Here is a 25,763-nt window from a genome sequence, read left to right as displayed (position 1 = left end):
GATTAACAAATGAAACAGTTTAATAAAAAAGTTCTTTCTGCAACTGTGTCAATGATGATGACATGGGCATTGTGTGGAAGTATTCAAACTTCGGTTGCGAGTGATATTGAAATTTATAAGGATGCAACCAAGGGTAAAACCAATATTCTTTTAATGTTGGATACCTCTGGGAGTATGGGAATTAGTTCGTTGGTTTTGCCAAAAAACAATGCCTATGGCAGTCCAGGTGATGTGACTGAGGCATTATGCGGTCGAGATACTGTACCCGAATATCATAATAACGGCTCTACAACTTCCAATATCTATCAGTGGCATTATAATTTAAAAGACCCTGCTACTAACAGAACAGCGATCAAAAAGACTGTGGACATTGATGGAACCCTGATTGATTATTATGTTCGTGGGTGTCGCAAGCAAATCAATGGTCAATGGGTGCAAGAATATGATCGACTCTCTCGTTTAAAAGATGCAATTTTACCATTACTAGCGAGTGATGAATTGGGTTCCGATGTTGTGATGGGATTGGGGCAATTCTCATCTAAAACAGAGCTAACCATTGGTAATGTGTCAAATCGACTTACTGATGGTCACTCAGGACGTATTTTAGTACCTAATGCACCACTAGACACTGCTCAACGAATCAAAATTGCACGACAAATTGCAGCAATTAAATCATTGGATACGATTACGAATGAAGATGGTACGGCTAATTCAAATCTAAAACTATCCAGTAAAAATTATCCAAATGTCACCAAAGCTGCAAGTGGTACCCCAACCGTACATGCTTATGCAGAAGCAGGTGCGTATATGATGGGAACCACCACAGGTGGCACGGGTACAAATAGTGGACAGGTCAATACTATTTACGATGGTTATATGGCCATGCAGAATGGCTCAGAGCAAGCTTATTTTATTTGCGTAGAGGTCGGGACTACAACCACTACAGCTTTAGGTGCAACAGTACAACAATGTATCAATAATTGGCCTGGACATGATAGTGACAGAAAAACGATTACAACAGGAACGTTGAATGGCGGTGTTTATAAACCTAATGCAGCGGGGACTGGTTGGATAAGAATCACGACTCAAAATGATTTTAGAAATGAAGTAAATGCTTGGTATAGCGCTCATAATATTAGAGAGGCAGATGGCAGATTAAAAACTGCTGATATGCAAACAGGATGGAATACTTTTACCCAACTACCAGAAGGCTGGCGTTATGGCGGTTGGATGAAAGTTAATAATGAACCTATGGATATTGAGCCGATTGTTGGTACAGTGTGGACAGGTTATGCAGGTGGAACAATTGGTATCGTGTCATATCGTACCAGTCCATTTTCTATTAAAAGTGGAACTGTAACGCGACAAGTGACAACACAGGGTTTTCAAGACTGCCCAAGTGGATTTAATGTGTTATCAGGCTGGACGTCGTTATGTGTTCAAAGTGGTAATTGGAGTAGAGAAGCCTATTCTGATGAAATAAAGGATGGTAAATGTTTGTATCCTGTAATAGGTCAAAACCCTATTCCAAATGCACGAAACCCACAAGGTCAACCGCATTATGAAACCTATAATATGAATAATAATCGGACTTATATGACACAAAATAAGAAACGATGCGAACAAAAAGAATATGCTGTAGCTCGCTCTTGGGGAGATATAACCACAACAGAAACAGTGATCCAACCAATTGATAATGCTGGTGGTTTTGTATATTCCACTTCTGATGCAAAAGAGGGCAATAAGTATAAAGCAGGAGGGTCGACCGATAGCTGTGATGGCAATGGGATTTATTTCTTAACAGACGGTGCGCCAAACTCGACTAAAGACACTATGGCACGCACGATTATGAATCACTCATTATCCAATGGCACTTATGCTTTTTCAGGCAGACCTGATATTAATAGTAGTGATGTACTAAAGCCTGTACCGCTAAAATCTAATCTATTTGCGGGTGAAACAGGTGGTTGGGAATATATAGGTGCCTACGCGAAAAAATTGCGTAATCGTACGTTATTATCCAACACTCAGAAGAACCCTGCAGATATGAGTATCAAAACAGCGGTAGTTGGTTTTGGTTCATCTTTTGCAGGTATTACTAAAAATGCGAATGGCACTTACGACTGTGAGAGTGCACCAAATCAAGATGCAAAAAATGCCTGTTTGTGGGGTAGTGCAGAATATGGTGATGGTGGATTCTACTATGCTGAAAAATCAGAAGATATTAAAAACAGTATTCTTGATTTTGTAAAAAAAGCTGGGGCAGACTTTGAACCTATTGCAACAGGTAGTCCAACTATTCCAGTAGACAGCTTAAATCCAGTTCAGTTGCAGCCATACGGATATTATGCAGCTTTTGAGCCAAAACCTCAGGAGAATACCCAGCTTTGGGCGGGGAATTTAAATAAATACAATTTAAGAAATGGCGAATTGGTCGACAAAAACTTACAACGTTTAATTTTAAGTACAGGTGCGCTCAATAAAGATGCCGTAGGTTTATGGACCAATGGTGTTAAAGGTCAATTACCACTGGGCACTTTAGTTGCCGCAAATGGCGAGCAAAATTCAAAACGTAAAGTATTCACCAATCGAGTGATTAAAGCGGATAAAACCGCTGTTTCAGGTGATCGTTTGGCACAAGTGAGTTTATTGAGTTTATTTGCAGAGAATAATGAAATTGCCAAATTTAAGTATGATGCCGATAAAAACTATTGGTTAAATTTCCTAGGTTATGATGTAGGTATTACAGAGAGCATTGCGAGTTTAGCTGATTTAACCAGTAAAGAAGAGTACCGAGAGCTTGGAAGTGTGATGCACTCCACGCCAGTCATGCTGACCCAAGAAGGAAAAATTACGGTTGTAGATGGTAAGTTAACTACAACGGGTCGTAAAGATTACCTGATGTTTGGTTCTACGCAAGGTGCGTTGCATGTGGTAGATGACGAAGGCAAGGAAGTATTTGCCTTTGTACCGCATGAAATGATGAAAAATCAAAAAAATGCATTTATAGGTAGTGGCAAATATACAGGTTCGGGTAAAAACAATTTGTTCTATGGTGTGGACGGCCCTTGGGTTGCACACACCCAATATGTTTCAAAAAGTGATGGAACATTAACAGTGAAAGATTCTGGGCGTAAGGCAAGTGATGAAGAAGATGCACAGAACCTGATTGGTATGCAGTGGGTGTATGGTGGTTTGCGTATGGGTGGCAAAAGTTACTATGCGCTAGACTTAACTGACATTGAAAAGCCTGAATTGAAATTCCATATCAATCCAGATGCAGATAATGCTTCTGCTGCACTCAAACAAATGGGGCAAAGTTGGTCAAAACCGACTCTTGCTTACGTAAATTGGGGCGATACACGCAAGCTTGTAATGTTTGTCGGTGGTGGTTACGACCCTGTTTATGAAACTCATAATGCAGACCCAAGCTCAACCAAAGGGAATGGTGTGTATATGTTTGATGCACACAATGGCGATTTACTCTGGTGGGCGAGTGATAGTGAAAAAACAGGTGCCAGCCGTTTTACTCAGAATAATGAGTTAAAATATAGCGTTGTTTCACAAATTAATGCCATTGACCGTGATGGTGATGGTTTAACCGATCATCTGTATTTTGGTGACTTAGGTGGACAGGCATTCCGTGTCGACTTTAATAACCACGCAGCAGACACAGCAAACTTTGCAACACGCGTAGTTCGTCTGTTTACAGAGCATCAGGGTTCGGGTTTAAGTCCTCGTTTCTATGAAATGCCAAGTGTTTCTATTCATCAAGATGATGGGAGCTACTTTGCTGCAGTTGCATTTAGTTCAGGTAACCGTAGCTCGCCATTAGCTGGTTTAAACTCCACAGTAAGTGCTAACGATGCCGTATTTGTAGTGTATGACAATGATGTAGCACGTCAGGACTTATATAAATCTTCAACTTCGTTAAATACTCATGATGAAACTTTAACCGAACTTAACTTTGATAATGGTGTGCCACGTCGTGGTCAAAATAATACCTTAAATGGTGGCTGGAAAGCTTATTTTGATAGTGCAAAAGCAGGTCGTTATAAAGGTATGAATGACTTGTATGCTCTAGATGGCATGCTCTATGTCAATGTTTATGATCGTGATGGTACTGGTATTGGCGGAAATTGTGGTGCAGGTGTAGCGGGTGACTCTTATCTGTATCAATATTGTTTACCTACAGGGAAGTGTAATTTCTATTCAGGTACTGGAAATAAACCAGGTCGGGTAAAACTTGGTGCAGGTATTTTGGGTACAGGTTTAGGCCTGGGTTATGGAGATGAGGAAAATACAGTGAGTTTAGTGGTGAATCGTGATGAGCCATCTGCACTGGATTGTAGTTTACCTGCCAATAAAAACTTACCTCAATGCCAGTTGTTTGATACACAGGTGAAACTCAAGCAAATGCGCTGGTATGAGTCGCGTTAAGGGGTGAGTATGCAATTTAAGAAAGGCTTTACCCTAATTGAGCTGATGATTGTGGTCGTTGTGATCGCAATCATTGCAGCCATCGCGATTCCGAGTTATGCCGCATATATTCAGCGTAAAGATCTTGCTTTAGCAAAGCAAGAAGCATTGCGAATAGCGACAGAGCTAGAAAAATTCAAAGCTAAAAACTTCAGCTATAAAGGTTTTGATGCAACCTACTTATATACAGGTTATGCACCATCCACAGGCACTTTAGCAATTCCTGTAGATGGTTCAGATACTAAATTCAACCTTACTTTATTGGATTTAGCCACCAAGAAGCCTTTATCTATACAAAGAGGCGCAGATGGTAATGAAACCGCAGATTCAAGTTCTGTACGTGGTTTAAACTGGGTGATACGGGTTGAGCGTGCTAAAACAGGTACAACCTTAAAACAACCACGTAATTATGATTTATTGTTGACTAGTGAAGGTGTGCGTTGTCAAACTCGGACTCCAGATATGGTATCAACATATACTTGTGGGACTACAAATAATGAAAACTGGTAATCAAGAGCGCGGATTTACACTGATTGAACTCATGATTGTGGTGGCTGTTATTGCTATTTTGGCTGCAATTGCGATGCCATCCTATACTAGTTATAAAGTCCGTGCCAATCGTGTAGAGGTTCAAACGGAGCTGATGCAACTTGCGCAGCGTTTGCAAAGTTATAAGGCGATTAATCATAGTTATCGAAATGCAACATTGGCGAGTATTGGAGGAAATAGTACATTTCCAAGCCATCAAGCTTTATACAATATTAATTTGGCAATTGATGCATCAAATCAAGCATATACCCTGTCAGCTTTGCCTATTTCAACAGCTGCACAAAAAGGGAATGGTGCCTTAAGCTTAGATCAGTCAGGGCGCCAATGCTGGTTTAAAGGTAAGGATTCACCTTTAACAACAGATACTTGCTCTGCTTGGTCAGAGAAATAAATTCAAACCTGCGGATAAATACGTTTTGATCTTTCATTCAGGGCAAACTTCGCGTAAAATATTGCCCTCTATGAAAGGGGTTTGAAGTGTTCCGGTGGTCGGTACATGAATAATCCGTAAAAACTATAAGGTTCTATCATGGTTGTTATTCGTCTTGCACGCGGTGGTGCTAAAAAACGTCCGTTCTATCAAATCATTGTGACTGATAGCCGTAATGCACGTGACGGTCGTTTCATCGAACGTATCGGTTTCTTCAACCCTACAGCTCAAGGTAAAGCAGAAAAACTTCGTTTAGATGCTGACCGTTTTGCTCACTGGGTTGCTCAAGGTGCTCAACCTTCTGAACGTGTTGCTTCTTTAGCTGCTCAAGCGAAGAAAGCTGCAGCTGCTGCTTAATTTTAAGGTAGCAGGTAGCCCATGACACCAACACAGAATGTTCCCGAAGATCGTATTCAGATTGGACAGTTACGTTCAGCATATGGATTAAATGGGTGGCTCTGGGTCTATTCCAATACAGAACCTATGAGCAACATATTTGACTACCTTCCTTGGTACATTGAGACCAAAGCAGGTTGGCAAATTGTCGATGTAAAACGTTGGAAACCACATGGCAAGGGCTTGGTTGTTTCGCTAAAAGGTGTGAGTGATCGTACCGCAGCAGACGGTCTGGTGGGTGCTAATGTCTGGATATCTAAATCGCAACTGCCTCAACCAGGTGTGGACGAGTATTATTGGTCTGATTTGAAAGGTCTAACTGTGTTAGGTCTGGATGAAGAAGAACAGGAAGTGAATCTCGGTCAAATCCATGAAATGTTTGAGACAGGTGCCAATGACGTGATGGTGGTTCGCGCTACTGCTGACAGCGTCGATGGCGAAGAGCGAATGATTCCATGGCATAAAGATGTGGTACAGCGTGTTGATCTTGAAGCTGGTCGTATCTACGTAAATTGGGGCGTAGATTATTAATCCTTAACAGGATTAACGCAGCAGGAAAATGAGGAGTCTGCGGTGTTCTTTGCAGTCATTACGCTTTTTCCTGAAATGTTTGAAGCGATTACAGCCTACGGTATTAGCGGGCGCGCAGCAAAACGTGATTTGATGCAAATTCATTGTATTAATCCACGCGAATTTGCTGAAGGGAATTACAAACGGGTGGATGAACGTCCATTTGGGGGTGGTCCCGGTATGGTGATGATGGCTGAGCCATTAGCGAAAGCAATTCATCGTGCCAAAGAGCTTGCAGCGCAAGCGGGTGCAGTTAACGTTCCTGTGGTGTATATGTCACCGCAAGGAAAAACCTTAAATGAACCTGCGGTACAGGACTTCGTTAAATATGACGGACTGATTGTATTGTGCGGACGTTATGAAGGTGTCGATGAACGTTTGATCCAGAAATATGTTGATCAGGAATGGTCGATTGGAGATTACGTGTTATCGGGTGGTGAGCTCCCTGCGATGGTTTTATTGGACAGTATTATCCGGAGACTTCCGGGTGCAATGTCAGATGAACAATCACACGTACAAGACTCATTTGTGGATGGTCTGTTAGATTGCCCACAATATACTAAGCCAGACCATTTTGAAGGTATGGATGTACCGGACATCTTGAAATCGGGACATCATGCCAATATTGATAAATGGCGGTTTTTGCAGCGATATCAGCGCACTTTGGAACGCCGGCCTGAATTGGTAGAAAAAGTTGAACTGACCAAGCAGCAAAAGAAATGGCTAAAAGATTTAAAAAGTGGCAACAACTAAACCTGTTGTCCAAATCTGTATTTAAGCAATGTTGTTTAAATATTTAAAATAGGCTCTTTATGCATTGAAGCGGTCAAGCATAAAGGGAAAGTCAATCGGGTCTATGCGATTCAGCCTCTATACCCAGCGATAATCAGACCTCTTCTGACTCGCACATATTGGAGATACCCCATGAGCGGTAAGCATCCTTTAGTACAAGCTGTTGAAAATGCTCAGCTTAAACAAGACATCCCAGCTTTTGCACCAGGTGACACAGTAGTTGTCCAAGTAAAAGTAAAAGAAGGCGACCGTGAACGTCTACAAGCGTTCGAAGGCGTTGTCATTGCTAAGAAAAACCGTGGTCTGAACTCTGCGTTCACAGTACGTAAAATTTCTAGCGGTGTTGGTGTTGAGCGTGTATTCCAAACTCACTCTCCAATCGTTGCTAAAATCGAAGTGAAACGTCGTGGTGACGTTCGTCGTGCTAAACTTTACTACCTACGCGAATTATCTGGTAAAGCTGCACGTATTCGTGAAAAATTGCCAGCTCGTAAACAAGGTTAATTTTAGCCTTGCTTATCTGCAAAAAAATGCGCCTTTGGGCGCATTTTTTATGTTTATATTTTATAAACCTTGCAGTTTTAAGCGGTTGGCATGCTGGCGATAAACATCGACTGGGTCTGGAGCAAAGACATTTTTTAACCCGAGTAACTGGTTCACTTCGTCCAGGTGGTTCCAGTTGTAGTTATCCCGAATGGTTTTACCGAATTTGGCACTACAGCGGGAGACCAGACCATCATTTTCCTTGCCGCCATCAATGAGCAGGGCTGTAACTTTGAGTGCTGAATCAGGATCGAGCGGGTTGGTAACTTGGCCTACACCTGTGAATGAATAGTTGTAGATACCTTTTTGTTGATATGCACCTTCACCACAGGTGGTAGTCGGCATACCAATGGGATATCTCTGATTAAAGTTCGCAGAGCCCAATGCCGTTAAACTGCTGCCACCCGCAAGTGAATCATGCGGATAAGAGTTTGGGTCCAGGCCTTGAGCCCAGGTAATGGCTTTAGAAACCAGATTTATTGTGCCGACCAGTGGCGCTTCAATAGCAGTCCCTTCAGCTTTTAGAATCAGGTCTGCAACCGGTGAACCTTTGTGCGGTGCACCTACTGTGGTTAATGAAGCCACCAGTTTAGGTTCTGAACCTGCTACATAACGAATTGTTGGGCCACCATGTGAGTGTCCGATCAGATTAACTTTATCTGCTCCGGTAATTGCGGCAATTTCCTTGACCTGCTCCAAAAGTTGTTCACCGCGAATTTCAGATGAGTTAAAAGGGGAGACTCGCGTTGCCCAAACATTCGCACCATTACGGGCCAGATCAGGTAAAATCTGATACCAATAGTCCAGTCCAAACTGGTCAGTGCCAACCCGAATGAAACCCGCCATGCCGTGTGAAAATACAATCGGATATTTGGTTTTGGCATATTGTGAACTGGCTTTCGCCGTCACCTGACTGGCCTGGGTAGAGGCATGAGCCGTAAAGCAGGCCGCTGCCATGAGCAGACCTGTCGTTAATACTCCATATTTCATCATTATTTCCTCATTCTTGTTGTTGTGTTAAGGCGATCCTCGCCATAATGTGGGGAATAGCCAGCTGAAAAGCTGACCCATTAAGCGTTTTGAGTGTTTTATCTCCCTATTTTTTTAAGTGAAAATAACGAAAAAGCCCTTATATCCGTAGATATAAGGGCGATGAAAATTATAGATTCTGAAGTTTTAAACGATTGGCATGTTGACGGTACATCGCCACCGGATCTGGAGCAAACAGGCCTTTAAGACCAAACATCATATTGGCCAGATCGGTATGGTTCAGCTTGTACTGGTCATTAATCACCTTACCAATGAATGCACTACAACGGGCAACCATGCCATCGTTGTCTTTATTGCCGTAAGATAAAGGGCCAAGCTGCATCAGGATGGTATCGATATCCAGTGCATTGGTCGCTTGAGCCACACCGGTCCAAGAATAATAATAGATACCGTTACGGTCTTTTGATTTCAGGTTCTTGTTACAGTTTTCTGTGGAGGCTAAGACACCATCCTGCACCATCTGTTTGGCCACGCTGGCATTAAAAGAGCTGGAGCCAGTTTGGGTCAGGGATTTCATGGATGCATCGAAATCAATTTCCAGTTCAGGTTTGAACTGTCCCAGTGCGATCAGTGGCCCAATAATATAATCACCGAGAACATTAAAAGCAGTGCGGGTAAGAGTATTGTTCTGAATATCATCGGCCACTTTAGAGCCATGATAGGTGCCTGCAACCCCCGTAATGGATGCAATCTGCTGCGGTCGAGTCGCTGCCACATAGAGTACAGTCGGGCCACCATGGGAGTGACCGATGAGATTGATTTTTTCCTTCCCTGTAATTGCCAGCACTTCATCGACCTGATGAATGAGCTGTTCACCACGGTGGGTCGTGGTATTGGCAGGCGACAATTGGGCGGCAAACACGGTAGAGCCATTACGAGCCATATCCGGCAGAATCTGATACCAGTAATCTAAGCCAATGGTATCAGTACCTATGCGTTGCCAGCCTAGCCAGCCATGCACCATCAGAATAGGATATTTGGTTTTGGCATAGTCTGATTTGGCTTTTTCAGTGACCTGAACTGCACTTGCTACCGCCTGGGTTTGTGTTGAAAAGCCAAAACCGAGGCCTGCTGCCAAGGAAAGCGCCAGCATCTGTGTTGTTTTGATAAAAGTACGCATAACCGTTCCTTTGTTCATTTTATTGTTATAAAAAGCAATCATTGCTCGGGAGTATTGATGCACGATAAATATTGAAGTTGAATACCTCGATCATGCAGACCTAATCTTCAATCACGTGCAAAAATTATTATTTTGAAGCAGAAGCATTTTTTCATGCTGATGAGCCAATTCCATGTCATTTCGGGCCATGCCCGATGAGCATTTATGAGTCCATAAATTTGCAATTTATATACGTATGTATTTTATTGTTAACTCCTTGAAATATAAGATTGATGAATGTTTAGGTTGAAATAGTTAGAAACAAATAACAATGTTAAAAAAAGTAATCAGCCCAAGAAAATCAAGGCTTTCAGAGAGAAATGGCTCTGTCAAACTCTCAAAATAGAGGGTCAGCGTTACTGTTTTTATATAAGAGATGAGACAAAAAAAAGGGAATAAGAGAAGATATTCGACGCCGTAGCAGTACTGTGTAGCTACGGCGTCAATGAGCAATTTTAGCTGAAAATTAATTGGCAAAGGGTAGGGTCCCACCCTGATCATGTACCTGTTCAAATGTACCTACACGAAGCCGTTCTTCAGGGCGCTGGAAATGTTTCTGACGCAACTGATCAACTGCCTGCTGTTTGGCATTTTCACTCAGGCCACTTTTTAGGATGTTATCGCGCTCGCCCAAGTAACGCGTCACACTGGATTTCCAATTCGCACGTTCATCATCAAGTTTTTCCAGACGTTGGGTTGCTTCAGGACCGACCAGATTCAGGCGCATCTGACGGATTTCTTCCGCAGAACCACCCCGGGCTTTAATATCAGCGGTGAGTTTACGCAGATCTTCCAGTTTATTCAGTTGCTCCAGATTTTCTTGCCAGTCCTGCGGTAACTGCGCAAACAGTTCTTTTAGCTTCTGGGCTTTTTCTGCTTCGCTCAGCTTTTTATCCGCCATGACTGCCATCCGGTCTAAGGTATATTCATGATAGGTATCTTCAGTGCCAAACAGTCCTTCAATTTCATAATCAGAGAAAAAGCGTTTACGCAGGTTCTGGGTGCTGGCATAGATACTGCGGTAGTAAGCTGGATCTTCTTGATCCAGACCTGCAGGTGGAGTCAGTTCTCCCAAACCTTGACGATACTGGATATAACGATCCCAAAGATCCAGAACTTGTGAGAGTGCAGGATCCTGATAATTTTGTTGAATATAGGCTTTAAAATCTCGCTGGATTTGTTCGAGGGTTTTTTCCCCATATTGGGTAATAAAATATTCAAAACAGTTACGGGTCTGTTCATTGACAATCAGGCGATTACTGGCATCCATCTGCATCTGGCAATTAATTTCCGTATCCTGCTGGCTTGGACTCGGGAATATATTATTTACGGGGCCATTGGCCAGTGCTGCTGCCTGTTGAGCGCTGCTTTCATTGGTGGATTGCGGGCCCGAGACACGTGCCTGTGCTTCATCCCTGGGCGCAAGCCATAGAATCAGGGTAATCAAGCACAATACGATGAGCGCAATCACGATCCATAGTTTATATTTCTGCATATCCTATGCACCTTTATTTTAATTATCGGATTATTTTAAATTTTGCATTCGGCAGGATAGGAGATATTGCACCTTATATGCTGTAGAAAAGTTGTAAATAATTGGCAGGGGTTTTACCATTGCGCCAATTTATAAAATGTCTGACTTTTTGCCATGAAAGCTTCATCTCCTAAAATTCAGCGTCGTCATATCAGCGGTGTATTTCTATTAAATAAGCCTCTAGGCATCAGCTCGAATGCTGCATTGCAAAAAGTACGCTGGTTATATCGTGCGCAAAAAGCTGGACATACTGGTGCACTAGATCCCTTGGCCTCCGGTCTTTTACCGATCTGTCTGGGTGAGGCGACCAAGTTTTCGCATTATCTGCTGGATTCAACCAAACGTTACCAGACCACAGTTTTTCTGGGACATAGCACTACGACAGGTGATGTCGAAGGAGAGATTCTGCTGGAAAAACCAGTCCCTGAACTGAATGAAGAGTTGATTCAGGAGACAATTGCCAAGTTTGTTGGTGAGATCCAGCAAGTGCCACCGATGTATTCGGCTCTGAAAAAAGAAGGTCGTCCGCTGTACGAGCTGGCGCGTAAGGGCATTGAAATCGAACGTGAAGCACGTCCAATTACCATTTATGCAATTGAGCTTTTATCTTTTACTGAAAATAGCATTACGCTGGATGTGACCTGTTCCAAAGGCACTTATATCCGGGTACTCGGCGAAGATATTGCGAAAGCACTTGGTACTTATGGTCATCTGACTTATCTGCACCGGATTCAAACTGGTCATTTTGACCTTATTCCAAGCTATACCATTGAATATCTGGAAAGCTTGACTGAGGCAGAACGTGAAGCACTATTACTGCCAGCTTATGCACCGGTACAGCATTTCCCGCAGATTCAGGCACCGGAAGGCCGTGCAGAATATTTTAGCCGGGGTATGGAAAGTAATATCGACCATCCGGCAGAGCCACAGGTGCTGGTTTTTGATGGCGAGAAATGCTTAGGCCTGGCTGAAATCACAGATAAAAAACGTCTGGTACCCAAACGTGTCCTTAATCTCTAGGCGCGTTGAATAACAATGGATATTGAGATTATCCTCAGTCTGGTGCTTTTTGCCTTTATGGCCGGAGCGATTGACGCTGCCGTCGGTGGGGGTGGTCTGATCCAGATCCCGGCGATTATGAGCAGTCTGCCGCAGCTGCAACCTGCCACAGTATTTGGCACTAACAAGCTAGCCTCTATTTTCGGTACAGGCTCGGCAGCCTTTTCCTATCTTAGACAGGTCAAGCTGCCATGGGTTTTACTTGGTGTAATTGCGCTGTGCAGCTTTATTAGCTCATTTATTGGAGCAGCCAGTGTCACCTTGATTCCGGTGGATATTCTCAAGCCTTTTGTGCTGATCATGCTGATCGTGATTGCGATTTATACCTTCATGAAAAAGCAATTCGGACGGGTACATGTCGAGCAAAAGCTGAATAAAAAGATGCTGATACTGGCAGCATTAGGTAGCCTGGCTATCGGTTTCTATGACGGAATTTTTGGCCCAGGCACGGGCAGTTTCTTTATCTTTTTCTTTATCCGTTATCTGAGCGTGGATTTCTTGCATGCCTCAGCTTTATCGAAAATTGCCAATTTCACTACCAACTTGGCGGCACTGAGTTTCTTTATTCCTACAGGTCATGTGCTGTTTCTAGTCGGTGCCATGATGGCGGCTGCGAATATTTGTGGATCACTATTAGGGGTTAAACTGGCCTTTAAATATGGCAGCGGTTTTATCCGGATTCTGTTTCTGATCCTGGTCAGTTTGCTGATTTGCCGTATGGCTTATCAGATGTTTTTAGCCTAAAAATAGATGTAAACTATTCTCAATATTAAAGTTTTTTATACAAATTCGCCTTATAAATATTCCTGACCATTTGCCGGTTTCACTCTATGCTGGAGCAAAGGCATGACAAAAACAGGAGAAAAATTACATGACCACCATTTTTGAAGCATTAAGGGAAAGTCATGAAATCCAGCGTGATCTGGCAGAAAAATTACTGCAAACTTCGGGGGATTCGCCAGAACGTCGTGAGTTGTTCAAGCAGCTGAAGAATGAACTGTTTGCGCATGAAACCGCAGAAGACCGTTACTTTTATATTCCCTTGATGATGACAGATCCCGGCCTGAACATTACCCGTCACGCCTTGGCAGAACATCATGAGATGGATGAAATGATTGAGGAACTGACTGAAACTGAATTTAGTAGCCCAAGCTGGATTGCAATTGCCAAGAAACTGTCAGATAAGGTACATCATCATTTGAAAGAAGAAGAGCATGCTTTCTTCCAGCAGGCCGGAAAAATTCTGGGAGATGAACAAAAACAGGCTTTAGCGGATCAGTACAAAACTGAATATCAGCGTTATAAAGAAATGAAAAAAGACATGCTGGTTAAAAGCTAATATTTAAATTTATTTAAATTCAAATTTTCATGACAAAAAAAGATGGCCAGAGTGCCATCTTTTTTTATTTATTCAGCTTTCTATTTTCCGGGTTTTATATTGCTGTCGTGCTTCCCGCATGGTCACGCCAACTGAAGCCAGCATAATACAAACCAGTGCGACGGTTTGAAGTAGCGTAATTTTTTCACCCAGCAAAATAAAACCTACCAGTGCCGCCAGAGCTGGAGACAGACTGGAAAGCGTACCATAACTGGTTTTATTCAAGTGCTGAAGCGCTTTTAAATCCAGCGCATAAGGAATGGCTGTTGCCAGCACTGCGATGGTAATGGCCTTGCCCCAATATTGAGTATCAATCAAAGCAGAGGCGTTGTTATATAGTCCGATTGGTAGCAAACACAAGGCTGAAATACTGATGGCAATCGTCAGTGCATGCATGCCGATATTTTGCTGCACCACGCGTTGCCCAAAATAGATATACAGCGCCCAGCAGAGGCCGGCCCCTAAGGCACAGGCTGCACCAAACAGGTCAAAGTTACTGCTATTGGCTTCCCCCCATGGCACCATCAGCACAATACCTAAAATTGCCAGTAATACCCAGACATAGTCCTTACGGTTCTGAATCGAAATTAAGGCCAAGCCTAGCGGGCCAATAAATTCCAGTCCGACCGCAATTCCTTGCGGGAGTTTACCCAGCGACATGTAGAACAGGATATTCATCACGCCTAGAGAAGCACTATAGCAGAGCAGATCCCGCCATTTCAGGAATTGTAAACGTCGGATAACTTTCCAGGAACGGAACATGATACAGACAATAATGGCGGCAAAGCAGAGTCTTAAAATAGTGACAGTGATCGGGTCAAGCACCAGGAAAAGTTGCTTGGCGAAGGATGCACTGATCTGGTATGAAGTCATGGAGAGAACCATGTACAATACAGCAAGAAGTTGGACGTTTGGCATGGGAGAAACTACTTATACCAGAAGGGTATAATCGAGATACAGAAGAAAGCGGAAGTATATCAAACTGGTTAATTTTTGATGAGTAGGGCAGAAGAATATTTTGTGAATACGAAGCAGATTTTGGATCAGTGGATTTAAATTTTTGATTTTATCCCCCATCGAAAAAATTAAATTCAACGTTAATTGTTGATGAGATTGTGGTTACAAATTAATCAATTTTTAATTTGATCTTAATTTTATATTTATTAAAATGGCTTAGACCTCATGATTTGGGTCAACTTTAAAATAACAATGAAAAATAAAACGATCAAAAAATAATAAGGTAGATAATAATGAAATTAAGATTACTCTCTTGTGCTGTCTTGAGCCTTATGCTGACTGCATGTGGTGGCTCTGATTCTGATAATAACGAGCCAGTCGCAGGCCAACCAACCCCAACCAATCCTGGAACCCCGGATAATGGTGATGGAACATCAGATACGATTTCTGAATTCTATACCTATCAGTTCAACCTGCCGAATATTGATGCTTCAGATATGGAGTCGGAAAAGCTTCTATTGGCCAGTCATAAAAATAAAATCACTGACGGCATCTTGTATGCAGATGATAACCGGACTGTTGATACTGAATATGATCTTGATGAAGATATGACCTTCCCAATTTATGTCACAGAAAAAGGCGTATTCCCTGCAGATCGTGCCCGTACAGCATTAGGTTATAAACTGGAAAAAGTACTGGAAAATACTTCTGAACAATTTACCAGTCGTCCCGTCACTATTCCGGAAAATAACATCAGTAATCATCGACACCTGGAGTGGTATGACCTGTCAGGTAAAGCCTTAACTGAACGTACCAATATTGCTGTCGTGAAGATGTATGACGATACCGAGACCAGGGTTTTCTTTAATACTGATACCACGGATGCTGAACGTAAATATTACAATCAATTTGCTACCAATTTTGTCGGTTTACAGAAGGCGCGTACTTTCCCGAACGGATCTAAATGTTTCCGTATTCTGGCGGAACATCCTGAGGAAGAATTTATTGAATTTGATCCGGATATCAAAACTGGCTATCGTACACTGGCTGAATGGCAGACAGGCGAGTCTGTTCAAGAGATGGCGAAAACCATTTTAGATGGCACGATGGCTAACCTGAAATTTAAAAAAGCCGAATATAAAGACGATGCGCAGCAATATTATAAATACTTTGGGGCGATCGAATATCAGGGTGAAATTTATTCCAGTACTTTCTCGGAACATGGAGAGCATATTGATCATGCCGATTATATTGCTCAAGCAAGAAAAGCTGCCTTGGACAATTTAAGGGAAGAGGGTGCAACTCCTCTAATGCTCAAATGGACAGATTACCTGTATGACCATCTTGCTTCGGCATGTGATGGCTATAATGTGACAGCAGCTACAACATTAAATACAGCTATTAAGGATGCAACGCCACGCTAAAATTAAATAGGTCATTTAAAAAAGGCGCTTGAGCGCCTTTTTTATTTAGTGCTTTCTTCTTTGTGTCATCACCGTACAGCCAATCGACGCACTGATAATGGTGGCCAGTGCCAGCCATTGTGTCCACAATAAAGTTTCGCCTAAGAATACAAAACCGGAGAGTGCTGCAACCGCAGGTTCCAGGCTCATTAGAGTGCCAAAACTCAATGCGGTTAAATTACGCAGTGCAATCATTTCCAAAGTAAAGGGTAAGGCACTGGCAAGTGCAGCCAAAATAACAAAATACATGAGGCTGCTTGGCTCAAACACATGAGCAGGCATTCCCGCGAACAGTGCAATCGGCATCAGCACCAGCATGCCGACGAACATGCCCAGACACACGGTATGATTCCCTGATACACCCGAAGGTTTTTGTCCGGCCACGATATACAGTGCCCAGCAGGAACCCGCGCCTAAGGCAAACAGGATGCCAATCGGATCAAGCGGTTGTGCAGCCTGATCAAAGGGAAACAACAGAACCAGCCCCAGAATGGCCAATCCCACCCAGACAAAATCAAATTTCTGCCGGGCATAAAACAGGGCAACACTTAAGGGACCAATAAATTCAAAAGAGACCGCGATCCCAATCGGCAATCGGTCAATCGCCAGATAAAACAGCATGTTCATGCCAGCTAATGCCAAGCCATAGCTGATAATGGCTGGCCATCTGACCTGGCGGAAATTGATCTGCCAGACTTTAAAAATGAGCGCCAGAATCAATGCACCCAATAGCAGGCGCATGGCAGAAACGGTCAGGATCGGGAACTGGCCAAACAGATATTTGGCAAAGGAGCCGCTGCTCTGCATGCTGATCATCGCGATCAGCAGAATCAGCGGCGCTTGCACCATAGGTGCAATTTTAAGATTTGGCATGACTAAATTTGTTTCGATTTCTCGAAGAGCGGAAGAGCAGCATCAGCTGAGTAGGCTTAAAAATAAAAACCTTTAAGCAATAAAAAAACCACAGCCCGAAGACTGTGGCTTTTTAAAAACCTGAATTAGAACAATACGCGAACGCGGATTGTACCTTCAAGGTTGTGTAAAGTATCGAGTGCTTCTTGAGATGCAGTTGCGTCTACATCCATCACCAGGTAACCCACATCGCCTTTGGTCATTAAAGTCTGACCAGAGATGTTGATGCCGTGTTCAGCAAACAGGTTGTTGATCTTAGACAGCACACCCGGAATGTTTTTGTGGATGTGAAGCAGACGGTGTTTGCCTTCAGTTAATGGAAGCGCGATTTCTGGGAAGTTCACCGCAGAAAGCGTCATACCTTTATCTGAATAAGCTACAAATTTCTCAGCAACTTCCAGACCGATGTTCGCCTGAGCTTCCATAGTAGAACCGCCCACGTGTGGAGTCAGGATCACATTTGGAATGTTACGTAATGGAGAAACAAATTCTTCACCGTTCGCTTTAGGCTCTTTAGGGAATACGTCAACAGCAGCACCCGCAAGATGGCCAGATTTCAATGCTTCAGCCAGATCTTCGATCACCACACATGTACCACGTGCTGCATTGATGAAGATAGAGCCTTCTTTCATTTGCGCGAATTGTTCTTTAGTCATGAAGTTACGTGTAGACGGAACATCAGGAACGTGAATAGAAACAACATCAGCATTTGCAAGAAGTTCGCCCATTGTGCCGACCTGACGTGCATTACCTAATGGTAATTTAGTCACTGTGTCGAAATAGATCACTTTCATACCCAGGCTTTCAGCAAGAACAGAAAGTTGTGAACCAATTGAACCGTAACCAACGATACCTAAAGTCTTACCACGAGTTTCGAACGAACCTACAGCAGATTTGTTCCAGCCGCCTGCATGTGTATCTGTAGATTTTTCAGGTACACGGCGAAGCAGAAGAATCGCTTCAGCAAGTACAAGTTCAGCAACCGAACGTGTATTTGAATATGGTGCGTTGAATACCGGAATACCGCGACGCATTGCTGCATCCAGATTCACCTGGTTAGTACCGATACAGAAACAACCTACCGCGATCAGTTTGTTCGCAGCTTCAAACACTTCTTCAGTAAGCTGAGTACGGGAACGGATACCAATGAAGTGTGCATCTTTAATCGCTTCTTTCAGTGCTTCACCCTCAAGCGCTGTTTTGCGATAGTCGATATTGGTATATCCAGCTGCATTCAATGTGTCGATTGCGTTCTGGTGAACGCCTTCTAACAATAGAAAACGGATTTTATCTTTAGGTAGAGATAGATGTTGGCTCATTACGGCTCCGCTACAAAGGCCAAATTTAGTCGCCGTATAATAGCACAGGAATGGGGCGGTTATACATTTCCTTGATGACTACAATATCAGCTATTTTTGCAAGTGATAGTAGTGAAAATGATAGAACTGGTTGAATTAAACTATCATTTTCAAAGGTATATTGTCAAAATTGTCATTTTTTAAGGGAAAGCCCTAAAAATAGCTTATAATATTGCGCCATGCTGTTTAAGCTGCCAGTTTTGGTGCTTTAATCATCATGTTTCGCCTGCTTTGTATACAGGTTTTAATGCCTGAAAAATATACAAATAAACTGGCGAGGTCTCTCTTGTTTAATTCATGCTAGGTCTGCAAACGATGAATGCTCCAGTCGCTTTAACCCCAGAGTTATTGACCCAATTGACTGCAATTGTGGGTGAAAACCGTATTAAAACTGATGCGGACAGCCTCCAGAATTGGGGTCGTGATCATACCAAACACTTTGATCCAAACCCATCGGTCATCGTTTTCCCATCTTCGACTGAACAGGTTCAAGCAATTGTGAAGCTTGCCAATCAGTTCAATGTTGCAGTGACTCCATCAGGTGGTCGTACTGGTCTTTCTGCAGGTGCTGTCGCTGCGAATGGCGAGATTGTGGTAAGCATGGACAAGATGAACCAGATTCTGGAATTCTTCCCGGCAGACCGTATGGTGCGCGTACAGGCAGGTGTGGTGACTGAACAGCTGCAAAACTATGCTGAAGAGCAGGGCATGTACTATCCGGTTGATTTTGCCTCTTCTGGTTCAAGCCAGATCGGCGGGAACATCGGCACCAATGCCGGCGGGATTAAAGTGATCAAATACGGCATGACCCGTAACTGGGTGCTTGGCCTGACTGTGGTGACTGGTAAAGGTGATGTACTGCGTCTAAACAAAGGCATGATTAAGAACGCAACCGGTTATGCACTACAACACCTGTTCATCGGTGGTGAAGGTACTTTAGGTTTAGTCACTGAAGCAGAAATCAAGCTGGAACGTCAGCCACAAGACCTGCAAGTGCTGGTACTGGGTGTACCTGATTTTGATGCGATCATGCCAGTATTACATGCCTTCCAGGCAAAAATCGACCTGACTGCATTTGAGTTCTTCGGTGAGCTGGCGATGCAAAAAGTATTGGCCAATGGTCACGTACAGCGTCCATTTGAAACTGAATGTCCATTCTATGTATTGCTTGAGTTTGAAGCGCCGTTTGAGCCGATTATGGACAAGGCGATGGAAATCTTCGAACACTGTATGGAGCAGGGTTGGGTGCTTGATGGCGTGATGAGCCAAAGCCTGGAACAGGTTCATAGCTTATGGCGTCTGCGTGAAGACATCTCTGAGTCAATCGCACCGTTCATTCCGTACAAAAATGATATCTCCGTACTAATCACTCATGTACCAGCATTTATTAAAGAAATTGATGCGATCGTAAGTGAGAACTACCCGGACTTCGAAATCTGCTGGTTTGGTCATATTGGTGACGGTAACCTGCACTTGAATATTTTGAAACCGGCTGACCTGACCAAAGATGAATTCTTTGCGAAATGCCAAGTCGTGAACAAGTACGTGTTTGATACTGTGAAAAAATATGATGGTTCAATTTCTGCAGAACATGGCGTAGGTATGACCAAGAAACCTTATCTTGAATACACCCGTTCAGCTGAAGAAATCGAATATATGAAAGCTCTGAAACAGGTGTTCGATCCAAAAGGCATCATGAACCCAGGTAAATTATTCGACCTTTAATCTGAACGAATTAAGAAATTTACAAAAGCGCATCGAAAGGTGCGCTTTTTTTATTGCTTTGTAACTGGACTTACAGAGTCTAAATAGCGTTAAGCTGAAAAGCCCGGCATGATAATTTCTGCATAATAAAGATAATCTGGGTTAAACAATATGTTACGGTTATTGGCGGTTACAATTTTAGGTCTGGGTGTGATGACATCAGGTTGTACAACCACCCAGAAAGTGATTGCAAAAGTGCAGTCTTCTTCAGATACACCTTTGGATCAGGTACTTAAAATGAGGCCTGATCTGCGTGAAGAACTGGCAACAGTCGAGATACGTCAGTTCTTTAATCGTGTTGAGTCACCGACGGTTGGACAGGTAAAAGTAACTGAAACAGGTTTGATGGATGACTCGGTGAGATCGATTCAGACCATTTATCATTTTAGAAAAGAAGAGAAGAACTGGAAAATGCACAATACTGAAAAGCTCTATCAGTGTGTACGCGGTTCAAATACCAAAACTTTCCAGAAAGCAGTCTGTCCATAATAATGTTTGATCTTTAAACAAAACTTCGTTAAAAGCGTATCTTATTGATGCGCTTTTTTGCTTTTGGGGGACAATTAAGTGAGCGATATCGAAATAGAATCAGCGAAATGTTTTACAAGTATAATAGATGAGCTGCAAAAACTTTTTAATAGAGAAATGGTTCCTGAGGCTCTTGTAGTATTAAAGAACTTATTAGAAAGTAAAAGTATTGATACAAATATGTTTGTAATTCATGGTGAGTTATTTCTTCAGTTTTTAGACTTACTAGAAGATTATGAAAAAACAGAGGATAGAAAAATAATAGGATTTTTAGAGAGTAGAGCAACAGATTTAATTAAAATTACTAACGAGTATATTTCAAGAAATAAAGCTCTTTTTGATTGGGGAGCAAAAATAGATGAACAATATAAAAAATTAGAAAAAGGTTGCTTAGATATAAAGAATCAGCAATATGAAATTTCTAAGCTGAATGAAATAGTTATAAATAGTCAAAATGAAGCCAATAGAATTATTGAAGAGCTAAAAAATAAAAATTTTGCTTATAATCAGTTAATAGATGAGCATAGTAATTCTCAGATAGGGCAACTATATATAGATATTTATAGTGATGAAATTAAGATTGCTGACAAATATAGGAATTGGGCTTTAGGTATTTTTGCAATTATTGGAACAATATTGATATTGGGTTTTCTTAACATCTCTATCCAAAATTGGAATCATTTAAGAGATAGTACCTATATTCATATTCCACTTGGTTGGGAAAGTCTAATCAAAACATGGCGAATTCAAACATGAGGTGCGACAGTTTCAAAAGCCTTATGATAATCAACAAGCTGAGCAAATTTCTCTAATGGTGTAAGCCAATCTAACGCTTTTCTAGGACGAGTATTCAGTGACATGGCGACTTGATTTAAATAATGCTGATCTGCCTGATTTAAATCAATCCCTTTAGGTAAATATTGCCTAATTAAACCATTCATATTTTCGCATGTACCTTTCTGCCATGGCGAATGTGGGTCACAGAAATATACATCTATGCCTAAATCTTCTTCGAGGATTTTATGTTCTGACATCTCACGTCCACGGTCATAGGTCAACGTTTTACGTAGTTCTGCAGGTAAATATTTCAGAGCTTCAGTTAAAGCCTTGCGCACTGATTCTGCCTTTGCATCAGGTAATGTTGCCAAGATACAGAGCCGTGTATTTCGTTCAATAAGTGTTGCTATCGAACTTTTATTGTCTTTACCTTTAATTAAATCGGCTTCCCAATGACCCGGTATTTTTCTTTCTTGAACTTCGGCTGGGCGCTCATGAATAGTTTTAATATCCTGTAATATAGAATCTTTTTTAGGTTCACCGTTAGCTTTTCGCTTTTTATTTTCATGACGCAGACAGGATAATAAGTCTTTTTTCAACTCACCCTTTGGTAATGCTCGTATAGTTGAATAAATCGTTGTATGGCTTACATTCATTGTTTGATCCAAATCAGGAAATGTCTTTAAACGCTTTGCTATTTGCTGAGGAGACCATAAACAACGGATCGCTTCAACAATAAATCTCCAGAGAATTGAGTCGATTTTGAGTTTTCTGTGACCGCGTCTACGTCTAGCGAAGGTGTTATCAGAAGCATATTGAGCTTGATAAACGTCATTGATGCTATTTCTTTTAAGCTCACGATAGATCGTACTAGGATGTCTTTTAATGAGTTCAGCAAATTTTCTGGCTGAAAAGCCTTCTTTTCTTGACTCAAGCATTAATGCAGTACGATCTTCAAAGTTAAGATGATGGTATGACAATTTTATATACTCCATAAACCCTTTAAATTAATTAGGTGGTTTATGTCGCACTTCAAGTTTTACTCTGCCCATTGATGCTTTTTAGCTTAACTACACCTGCTTGGTACTTAGCTCGTGAATCTTCTAAACATCGTAAAGTGGCATATAAAGCCAGAATGTTGGGAACTGAACTCGCTTCTTTCCCACTTTATGCCCGTGAATTTAAAGATGAGGATCGTTTAGAACTTCGGAAACATTTAGCAGATCGTTTCTTTGGACAGGAACTTTATAACGATTCGAAAGCTGATTCAAATTCTGATAATTCGTTGGAACAAGTCAAATTACTGACAGAGGCAAATAAAGTTTTAGCTGAATCTTTAAAAATGAAGAAATCGGTTGAGAGTAGTTAAAGTTCAAAATACTTTAAATCCGATCTCTGCTAAAATTATTTCTTTCTATTTTAGATAAAGTTCGGTCTGCTGTTAACGAACAGACTGGCAATAACAACTCCCATGCAAAATGCCCAAACCCACAAACTGACCCGTGCCACATTGATGTTTCCTTTGGCACTGGTGCTGTTTGAATTCTCCGTCTATATCTGTAATGACCTGATCCAGCCGGCCATGTTGGCCATTACCCGTGATTTTGGCGTAAGCAGTTCCTGGGCACCATCTTCTATGTCCTTTTTCCTGTTAGGTGGGGCATTTGTTGCCGCAATTTTAGGACCCTTATCAGACCGATTAGGCCGTAAAAAAGTCCTGCTCGGTGGCGTAGCTTTTTTTGTAATCTGCTGTCTGGCGATTTTACTCACACCGAATATTCAAAGCTTTCTGTTCCTGCGCTTTTTACAAGGTTTTGGCTTGTCCTTTATTGCTGCTGTGGGTTATGCCGCGATTCAGGAAAGTTTTGAAGAACGCGATGCCATTAAAGTCATGGCACTTATGGCCAATGTCTCCTTGCTGGCACCACTTTTAGGGCCAGTAGTCGGTGCCTTTATGATTGACCATGTCTCATGGCACTGGGGTTTTATCGGCATTGCCTGTCTGGCATTTCTGAGCTGGTTTGGACTAAAAGCGAAGATGCCGAATCCGAATATCAGTATTCCCAAACAGCCACTCAGCTATATTATCGATGACTTTAAACAGGTCCTGAAAAATAAGCGTTTTGTGATTATGACCATGGCATTGCCACTGGTGAGCTTGCCATTGATGTTATGGATTGCCTTATCTCCCGTGATTCTGGTTGAAGAACTAGGCTTGAGCAGCATGCAATATGGCCTGGCTCAGTTTCCGGTATTGGGTGGCCTGATTCTGGGCAATATCATTCTGCTAAAAATTATCGACAAGATGCCGCTCGGTAAAACAGTGATGCTGGGTGTGCCATTGATGTTGTTTGGAACCATTTTGCTTTTAGTGGGAATGCTGATTTCGGATTATTTTCTGCATTGCCTGATTATCGGTACGACTTGCATCAGTCTGGGTGAAGGGATCAGCTTCTCGGTATTATACCGTTTTGCCCTGATGTCATCTGAAGTGTCTAAAGGCACGGTTGCGGCAACAGTATCCATCTTGATGATGCTGAGTTTCTTTATCGTGATTGAAGTGGTCAGAATTGCTTATGAAGCTTTTGATCTTTGGGCTTATTGCGGTGCCTCGTTTATTTTAATTGCGCTGTGGTTTAGCTTGCCACGTATGCAGCTGAAACAGGTGATGTTGGAAAGAAAATGGCGAGGGGAGTTTTAAAAGAATTCCTTTCTCTTAAATATCTAATCGAATGAAGCTATTTACTTTATTTGCCTCAAATAAAAGTATTGAATGTTCTCTCTCCCTATGGGAGAGAGAGGGAAATATTAATAAAATAACCTTACCTTTGCGCAGCAGTGCTACTTGTATCTTGATTGATATAGTGATTAGCTACCACTATACGCAAATTGTAGAGTTTGGAGTGCTGCTAAAATCTTAAATTTGAACCTGAGATAAAACCTACAATTTGCCCTTATCCCTCATACAACTCTGAACGGTAACTAAGCACTTTGATGCTGTATTCACAAGGTAAGATGATGGTTAATGGGATAAAAATCATAGCTTAAACTCAAGGAATATCACCATGATTATGCTAGGTATTGATGTCAGTAAAACCAAAATAGATTGTTGCATTTTCCCTCAAGGTTTGACTGGAAAAAGAAAAAATAAAATATTTACTAATACAGAAAGTGGCTTTGGCAGTCTGCTCAAATGGCTCATCACTCTTAAAATTGAACCTGATCAAGTGACAGCAATCATGGAAGCGACTTCGGTTTATCACGAGAATTTGGGATATTATCTATATGATGCAGGTGTAAAGGTTTGTGTGGCTAATCCTTCACGAGTAAGAGCCTTTGCCAAAGGCATGTCCATGCTAAATAAAACGGATAAAGCTGATAGTGAAGCTCTTTCACGTTATGGTTACACCGCAAAGTTAATCATATGGCAGCCTGAACCTGAAAATGTCAGATTATTAAAAGCTTTACTAGGCAGACGAGATGTCTATCTAGGTAGTCTATTGCAGGAAAAGAATCGACTTGAAAAGGCGCAGTCCACTCATACCTCCGTTGTTGTGATTAAATTACTTGAAGAGAATATTGAGTATTTAAATCAGCAACTTGAACATATTGATAAGTTAATAAATAATCACATGGATCAAGATCCAACATTGAAACAGGATTTGAAATTACTGCAAACTATTCCTTCAATCGGTGAACGATCAGGCTTATTACTGTTGGGGTTATTTCATTCGCACAAGTTTGAAAAAGCAAGTCAAGCTGCTGCATATGTAGGTTTGGTTCCAGTACATCAGTTGTCTGGCAGTTCAGTCAACAAGCAAAGTCACTTATCAAAAGCAGGTGACAGTAAAATACGTTCAGTATTGTATATGTCGGCATTAACAGCGATTAAATATAATCCACACATTGAAGCTTTATATCAACGATTATTAAGCCAGGGTAAAAATAAAATGTGTGCTTTAGGTGCTGCAATGCGCAAGCTTATACATCTGTGTTATGGCGTTTTAAAACATCAGACTGCCTATCAAAGAGATTATTTAGTGGTCGAATAATCTCAAAACCTGA

The 25,763-nt window shown here is 41.9% G+C and carries 24 protein-coding genes; 17 read left to right on the top strand and 7 right to left on the bottom strand.

Annotated elements, in window-relative coordinates:
• Nucleotides 1–51 precede the first annotated feature (51 nt).
• From O4M77_RS12775 to rplS, 7 genes are all read left to right on the top strand, one after another.
• Nucleotides 52–4,440 carry a hypothetical protein gene (locus tag O4M77_RS12775; protein ID WP_323713527.1) on the top strand — a complete coding sequence of 1,463 codons (4,389 nt, stop codon included), beginning with the start codon at nt 52–54 and terminating at the stop codon, nt 4,438–4,440.
• Nucleotides 4,441–4,449: 9 nt separating this feature from the next.
• Complete coding sequence (locus O4M77_RS12770) at nt 4,450–4,989, top strand: type IV pilin protein (protein ID WP_104425654.1); 540 nt, start codon at nt 4,450–4,452, stop codon at nt 4,987–4,989.
• Complete coding sequence (locus O4M77_RS12765; RefSeq protein ID WP_104425655.1) at nt 4,976–5,419, top strand: type IV pilin protein; 444 nt, start codon at nt 4,976–4,978, stop codon at nt 5,417–5,419. The genes O4M77_RS12770 and O4M77_RS12765 overlap by 14 nt, the downstream gene beginning before the upstream one ends.
• 138 nt (nt 5,420–5,557) lie before the next feature.
• Nucleotides 5,558–5,815, top strand: coding sequence for a 30S ribosomal protein S16 (gene rpsP, locus O4M77_RS12760; protein WP_092820170.1), 258 nt, complete (start codon nt 5,558–5,560; stop codon nt 5,813–5,815).
• A gap of 21 nt (nt 5,816–5,836) precedes the next feature.
• Nucleotides 5,837–6,385 (top strand): ribosome maturation factor RimM, encoded by a 549-nt coding sequence (rimM, locus tag O4M77_RS12755; RefSeq protein ID WP_004787070.1) that lies wholly within the window; start codon nt 5,837–5,839, stop codon nt 6,383–6,385.
• Between the two features lie 42 nt (nt 6,386–6,427).
• Nucleotides 6,428–7,177: a tRNA (guanosine(37)-N1)-methyltransferase TrmD gene (trmD, locus tag O4M77_RS12750; RefSeq protein WP_323713526.1), complete on the top strand. Its 750-nt coding sequence runs from the start codon at nt 6,428–6,430 to the stop codon at nt 7,175–7,177.
• A gap of 171 nt (nt 7,178–7,348) precedes the next feature.
• A complete protein-coding gene (rplS, locus tag O4M77_RS12745; RefSeq protein WP_004787066.1) occupies nt 7,349–7,720 on the top strand; it encodes a 50S ribosomal protein L19 in 372 nt (123 codons plus the stop codon).
• 60 nt (nt 7,721–7,780) lie between these two features.
• Here rplS and O4M77_RS12740 read toward each other — a convergent pair whose 3' ends face one another.
• The 3 genes from O4M77_RS12740 to O4M77_RS12730 all read right to left on the bottom strand — a co-directional run bounded on the left by O4M77_RS12740 (nt 7,781) and on the right by O4M77_RS12730 (nt 11,463).
• Nucleotides 7,781–8,749: a lipase family alpha/beta hydrolase gene (locus O4M77_RS12740; protein ID WP_034704494.1), complete on the bottom strand. Its 969-nt coding sequence runs from the start codon at nt 8,747–8,749 to the stop codon at nt 7,781–7,783.
• 169 nt (nt 8,750–8,918) lie between these two features.
• Nucleotides 8,919–9,929 (bottom strand): esterase/lipase family protein, encoded by a 1,011-nt coding sequence (locus O4M77_RS12735; RefSeq protein WP_180130830.1) that lies wholly within the window; start codon nt 9,927–9,929, stop codon nt 8,919–8,921.
• A 505-nt stretch (nt 9,930–10,434) separates the two neighbouring features.
• The gene (locus O4M77_RS12730) at nt 10,435–11,463 is read right to left on the bottom strand and encodes a lipase secretion chaperone (protein ID WP_180011163.1); all 1,029 of its coding nucleotides are present in this window, start codon (nt 11,461–11,463) and stop codon (nt 10,435–10,437) included.
• A gap of 153 nt (nt 11,464–11,616) precedes the next feature.
• On the opposite strand from O4M77_RS12730, the gene truB reads away from it, so the two are divergent.
• The 3 genes from truB to O4M77_RS12715 all read left to right on the top strand — a co-directional run bounded on the left by truB (nt 11,617) and on the right by O4M77_RS12715 (nt 13,900).
• Nucleotides 11,617–12,522, top strand: coding sequence for a tRNA pseudouridine(55) synthase TruB (truB, locus tag O4M77_RS12725; RefSeq protein ID WP_175966195.1), 906 nt, complete (start codon nt 11,617–11,619; stop codon nt 12,520–12,522).
• A gap of 15 nt (nt 12,523–12,537) precedes the next feature.
• Complete coding sequence (locus O4M77_RS12720) at nt 12,538–13,305, top strand: sulfite exporter TauE/SafE family protein (RefSeq protein WP_004787054.1); 768 nt, start codon at nt 12,538–12,540, stop codon at nt 13,303–13,305.
• Between the two features lie 127 nt (nt 13,306–13,432).
• Nucleotides 13,433–13,900 (top strand): hemerythrin domain-containing protein, encoded by a 468-nt coding sequence (locus O4M77_RS12715; protein WP_179992156.1) that lies wholly within the window; start codon nt 13,433–13,435, stop codon nt 13,898–13,900.
• Between the two features lie 72 nt (nt 13,901–13,972).
• Here O4M77_RS12715 and O4M77_RS12710 read toward each other — a convergent pair whose 3' ends face one another.
• Complete coding sequence (locus O4M77_RS12710) at nt 13,973–14,857, bottom strand: EamA family transporter (protein ID WP_180016567.1); 885 nt, start codon at nt 14,855–14,857, stop codon at nt 13,973–13,975.
• Between the two features lie 332 nt (nt 14,858–15,189).
• On the opposite strand from O4M77_RS12710, the gene O4M77_RS12705 reads away from it, so the two are divergent.
• The gene (locus tag O4M77_RS12705; RefSeq protein ID WP_104425665.1) at nt 15,190–16,320 is read left to right on the top strand and encodes a hypothetical protein; all 1,131 of its coding nucleotides are present in this window, start codon (nt 15,190–15,192) and stop codon (nt 16,318–16,320) included.
• A 45-nt stretch (nt 16,321–16,365) separates the two neighbouring features.
• On the opposite strand, the gene O4M77_RS12700 is transcribed toward O4M77_RS12705, so the two are convergent.
• Complete coding sequence (locus O4M77_RS12700; protein ID WP_180069801.1) at nt 16,366–17,232, bottom strand: EamA family transporter; 867 nt, start codon at nt 17,230–17,232, stop codon at nt 16,366–16,368.
• A 125-nt stretch (nt 17,233–17,357) separates the two neighbouring features.
• Nucleotides 17,358–18,590 carry a phosphoglycerate dehydrogenase gene (serA, locus tag O4M77_RS12695; RefSeq protein ID WP_005233651.1) on the bottom strand — a complete coding sequence of 411 codons (1,233 nt, stop codon included), beginning with the start codon at nt 18,588–18,590 and terminating at the stop codon, nt 17,358–17,360.
• A gap of 354 nt (nt 18,591–18,944) precedes the next feature.
• Between serA and O4M77_RS12690 the strand changes: the two genes are divergently transcribed.
• The 3 genes from O4M77_RS12690 (at nt 18,945) to O4M77_RS12680 (ending at nt 21,677) form a co-directional block, all read left to right on the top strand.
• Nucleotides 18,945–20,354, top strand: coding sequence for an FAD-binding oxidoreductase (locus O4M77_RS12690; protein ID WP_323714108.1), 1,410 nt, complete (start codon nt 18,945–18,947; stop codon nt 20,352–20,354).
• 150 nt (nt 20,355–20,504) lie between these two features.
• A complete protein-coding gene (locus O4M77_RS12685) occupies nt 20,505–20,882 on the top strand; it encodes a hypothetical protein (protein ID WP_004787040.1) in 378 nt (125 codons plus the stop codon).
• A gap of 78 nt (nt 20,883–20,960) precedes the next feature.
• A complete protein-coding gene (locus O4M77_RS12680; protein ID WP_323713525.1) occupies nt 20,961–21,677 on the top strand; it encodes a hypothetical protein in 717 nt (238 codons plus the stop codon).
• Here the strand turns inward: O4M77_RS12680 and O4M77_RS12675 are convergent.
• Entirely contained in the window at nt 21,668–22,636 is a 969-nt protein-coding gene (locus O4M77_RS12675; RefSeq protein ID WP_253105210.1) for an IS30 family transposase, read from the bottom strand. The two genes, O4M77_RS12680 and O4M77_RS12675, sit on opposite strands and share 10 nt — an antisense overlap.
• Nucleotides 22,637–22,713: 77 nt before the next feature.
• Between O4M77_RS12675 and O4M77_RS12670 the strand changes: the two genes are divergently transcribed.
• The 3 genes from O4M77_RS12670 (at nt 22,714) to O4M77_RS12660 (ending at nt 25,750) form a co-directional block, all read left to right on the top strand.
• Complete coding sequence (locus O4M77_RS12670) at nt 22,714–23,067, top strand: hypothetical protein (RefSeq protein ID WP_323713524.1); 354 nt, start codon at nt 22,714–22,716, stop codon at nt 23,065–23,067.
• 102 nt (nt 23,068–23,169) lie between these two features.
• Nucleotides 23,170–24,399, top strand: a complete 1,230-nt coding sequence (locus O4M77_RS12665; protein WP_323713523.1) for an MFS transporter — start codon at nt 23,170–23,172, stop codon at nt 24,397–24,399.
• A 364-nt stretch (nt 24,400–24,763) separates the two neighbouring features.
• Nucleotides 24,764–25,750, top strand: coding sequence for an IS110 family transposase (locus tag O4M77_RS12660; RefSeq protein WP_323713522.1), 987 nt, complete (start codon nt 24,764–24,766; stop codon nt 25,748–25,750).
• The last annotated feature ends 13 nt before the right edge of the window (nt 25,751–25,763 follow it).

Origin of the sequence: Acinetobacter sp. YWS30-1, assembly GCF_033558715.1 — a bacterium.
Taxonomy (GTDB): Bacteria; Pseudomonadota; Gammaproteobacteria; order Pseudomonadales; family Moraxellaceae; genus Acinetobacter.
Note: the sequence above shows the minus strand (reverse complement) of the source record. Positions and strands in the feature narration are given on the sequence as shown.

Bases quoted from the DNA above. Each gene is read 5' to 3' on its own strand.
- O4M77_RS12775 (WP_323713527.1), top strand. From the start codon at position 52: ATGATGATGACATGGGCATTGTGTGGAAGTATTCAAACTTCGGTTGCG.
- O4M77_RS12770 (WP_104425654.1), top strand. From the start codon at position 4,450: ATGCAATTTAAGAAAGGCTTTACCCTAATTGAGCTGATGATTGTGGTC.
- O4M77_RS12765 (WP_104425655.1), top strand. From the start codon at position 4,976: ATGAAAACTGGTAATCAAGAGCGCGGATTTACACTGATTGAACTCATG.
- rpsP (WP_092820170.1), top strand. From the start codon at position 5,558: ATGGTTGTTATTCGTCTTGCACGCGGTGGTGCTAAAAAACGTCCGTTC.
- rimM (WP_004787070.1), top strand. From the start codon at position 5,837: ATGACACCAACACAGAATGTTCCCGAAGATCGTATTCAGATTGGACAG.
- rplS (WP_004787066.1), top strand. From the start codon at position 7,349: ATGAGCGGTAAGCATCCTTTAGTACAAGCTGTTGAAAATGCTCAGCTT.
- O4M77_RS12740 (WP_034704494.1), bottom strand. From the start codon at position 8,749: ATGAAATATGGAGTATTAACGACAGGTCTGCTCATGGCAGCGGCCTGC.
- O4M77_RS12735 (WP_180130830.1), bottom strand. From the start codon at position 9,929: ATGCGTACTTTTATCAAAACAACACAGATGCTGGCGCTTTCCTTGGCA.
- O4M77_RS12730 (WP_180011163.1), bottom strand. From the start codon at position 11,463: ATGCAGAAATATAAACTATGGATCGTGATTGCGCTCATCGTATTGTGC.
- truB (WP_175966195.1), top strand. From the start codon at position 11,617: ATGAAAGCTTCATCTCCTAAAATTCAGCGTCGTCATATCAGCGGTGTA.
- O4M77_RS12720 (WP_004787054.1), top strand. From the start codon at position 12,538: ATGGATATTGAGATTATCCTCAGTCTGGTGCTTTTTGCCTTTATGGCC.
- O4M77_RS12715 (WP_179992156.1), top strand. From the start codon at position 13,433: ATGACCACCATTTTTGAAGCATTAAGGGAAAGTCATGAAATCCAGCGT.
- O4M77_RS12710 (WP_180016567.1), bottom strand. From the start codon at position 14,857: ATGCCAAACGTCCAACTTCTTGCTGTATTGTACATGGTTCTCTCCATG.
- O4M77_RS12705 (WP_104425665.1), top strand. From the start codon at position 15,190: ATGAAATTAAGATTACTCTCTTGTGCTGTCTTGAGCCTTATGCTGACT.
- O4M77_RS12700 (WP_180069801.1), bottom strand. From the start codon at position 17,232: ATGCCAAATCTTAAAATTGCACCTATGGTGCAAGCGCCGCTGATTCTG.
- serA (WP_005233651.1), bottom strand. From the start codon at position 18,590: ATGAGCCAACATCTATCTCTACCTAAAGATAAAATCCGTTTTCTATTG.
- O4M77_RS12690 (WP_323714108.1), top strand. From the start codon at position 18,945: ATGAATGCTCCAGTCGCTTTAACCCCAGAGTTATTGACCCAATTGACT.
- O4M77_RS12685 (WP_004787040.1), top strand. From the start codon at position 20,505: ATGTTACGGTTATTGGCGGTTACAATTTTAGGTCTGGGTGTGATGACA.
- O4M77_RS12675 (WP_253105210.1), bottom strand. From the start codon at position 22,636: ATGCTTGAGTCAAGAAAAGAAGGCTTTTCAGCCAGAAAATTTGCTGAA.
- O4M77_RS12665 (WP_323713523.1), top strand. From the start codon at position 23,170: ATGCAAAATGCCCAAACCCACAAACTGACCCGTGCCACATTGATGTTT.
- O4M77_RS12660 (WP_323713522.1), top strand. From the start codon at position 24,764: ATGATTATGCTAGGTATTGATGTCAGTAAAACCAAAATAGATTGTTGC.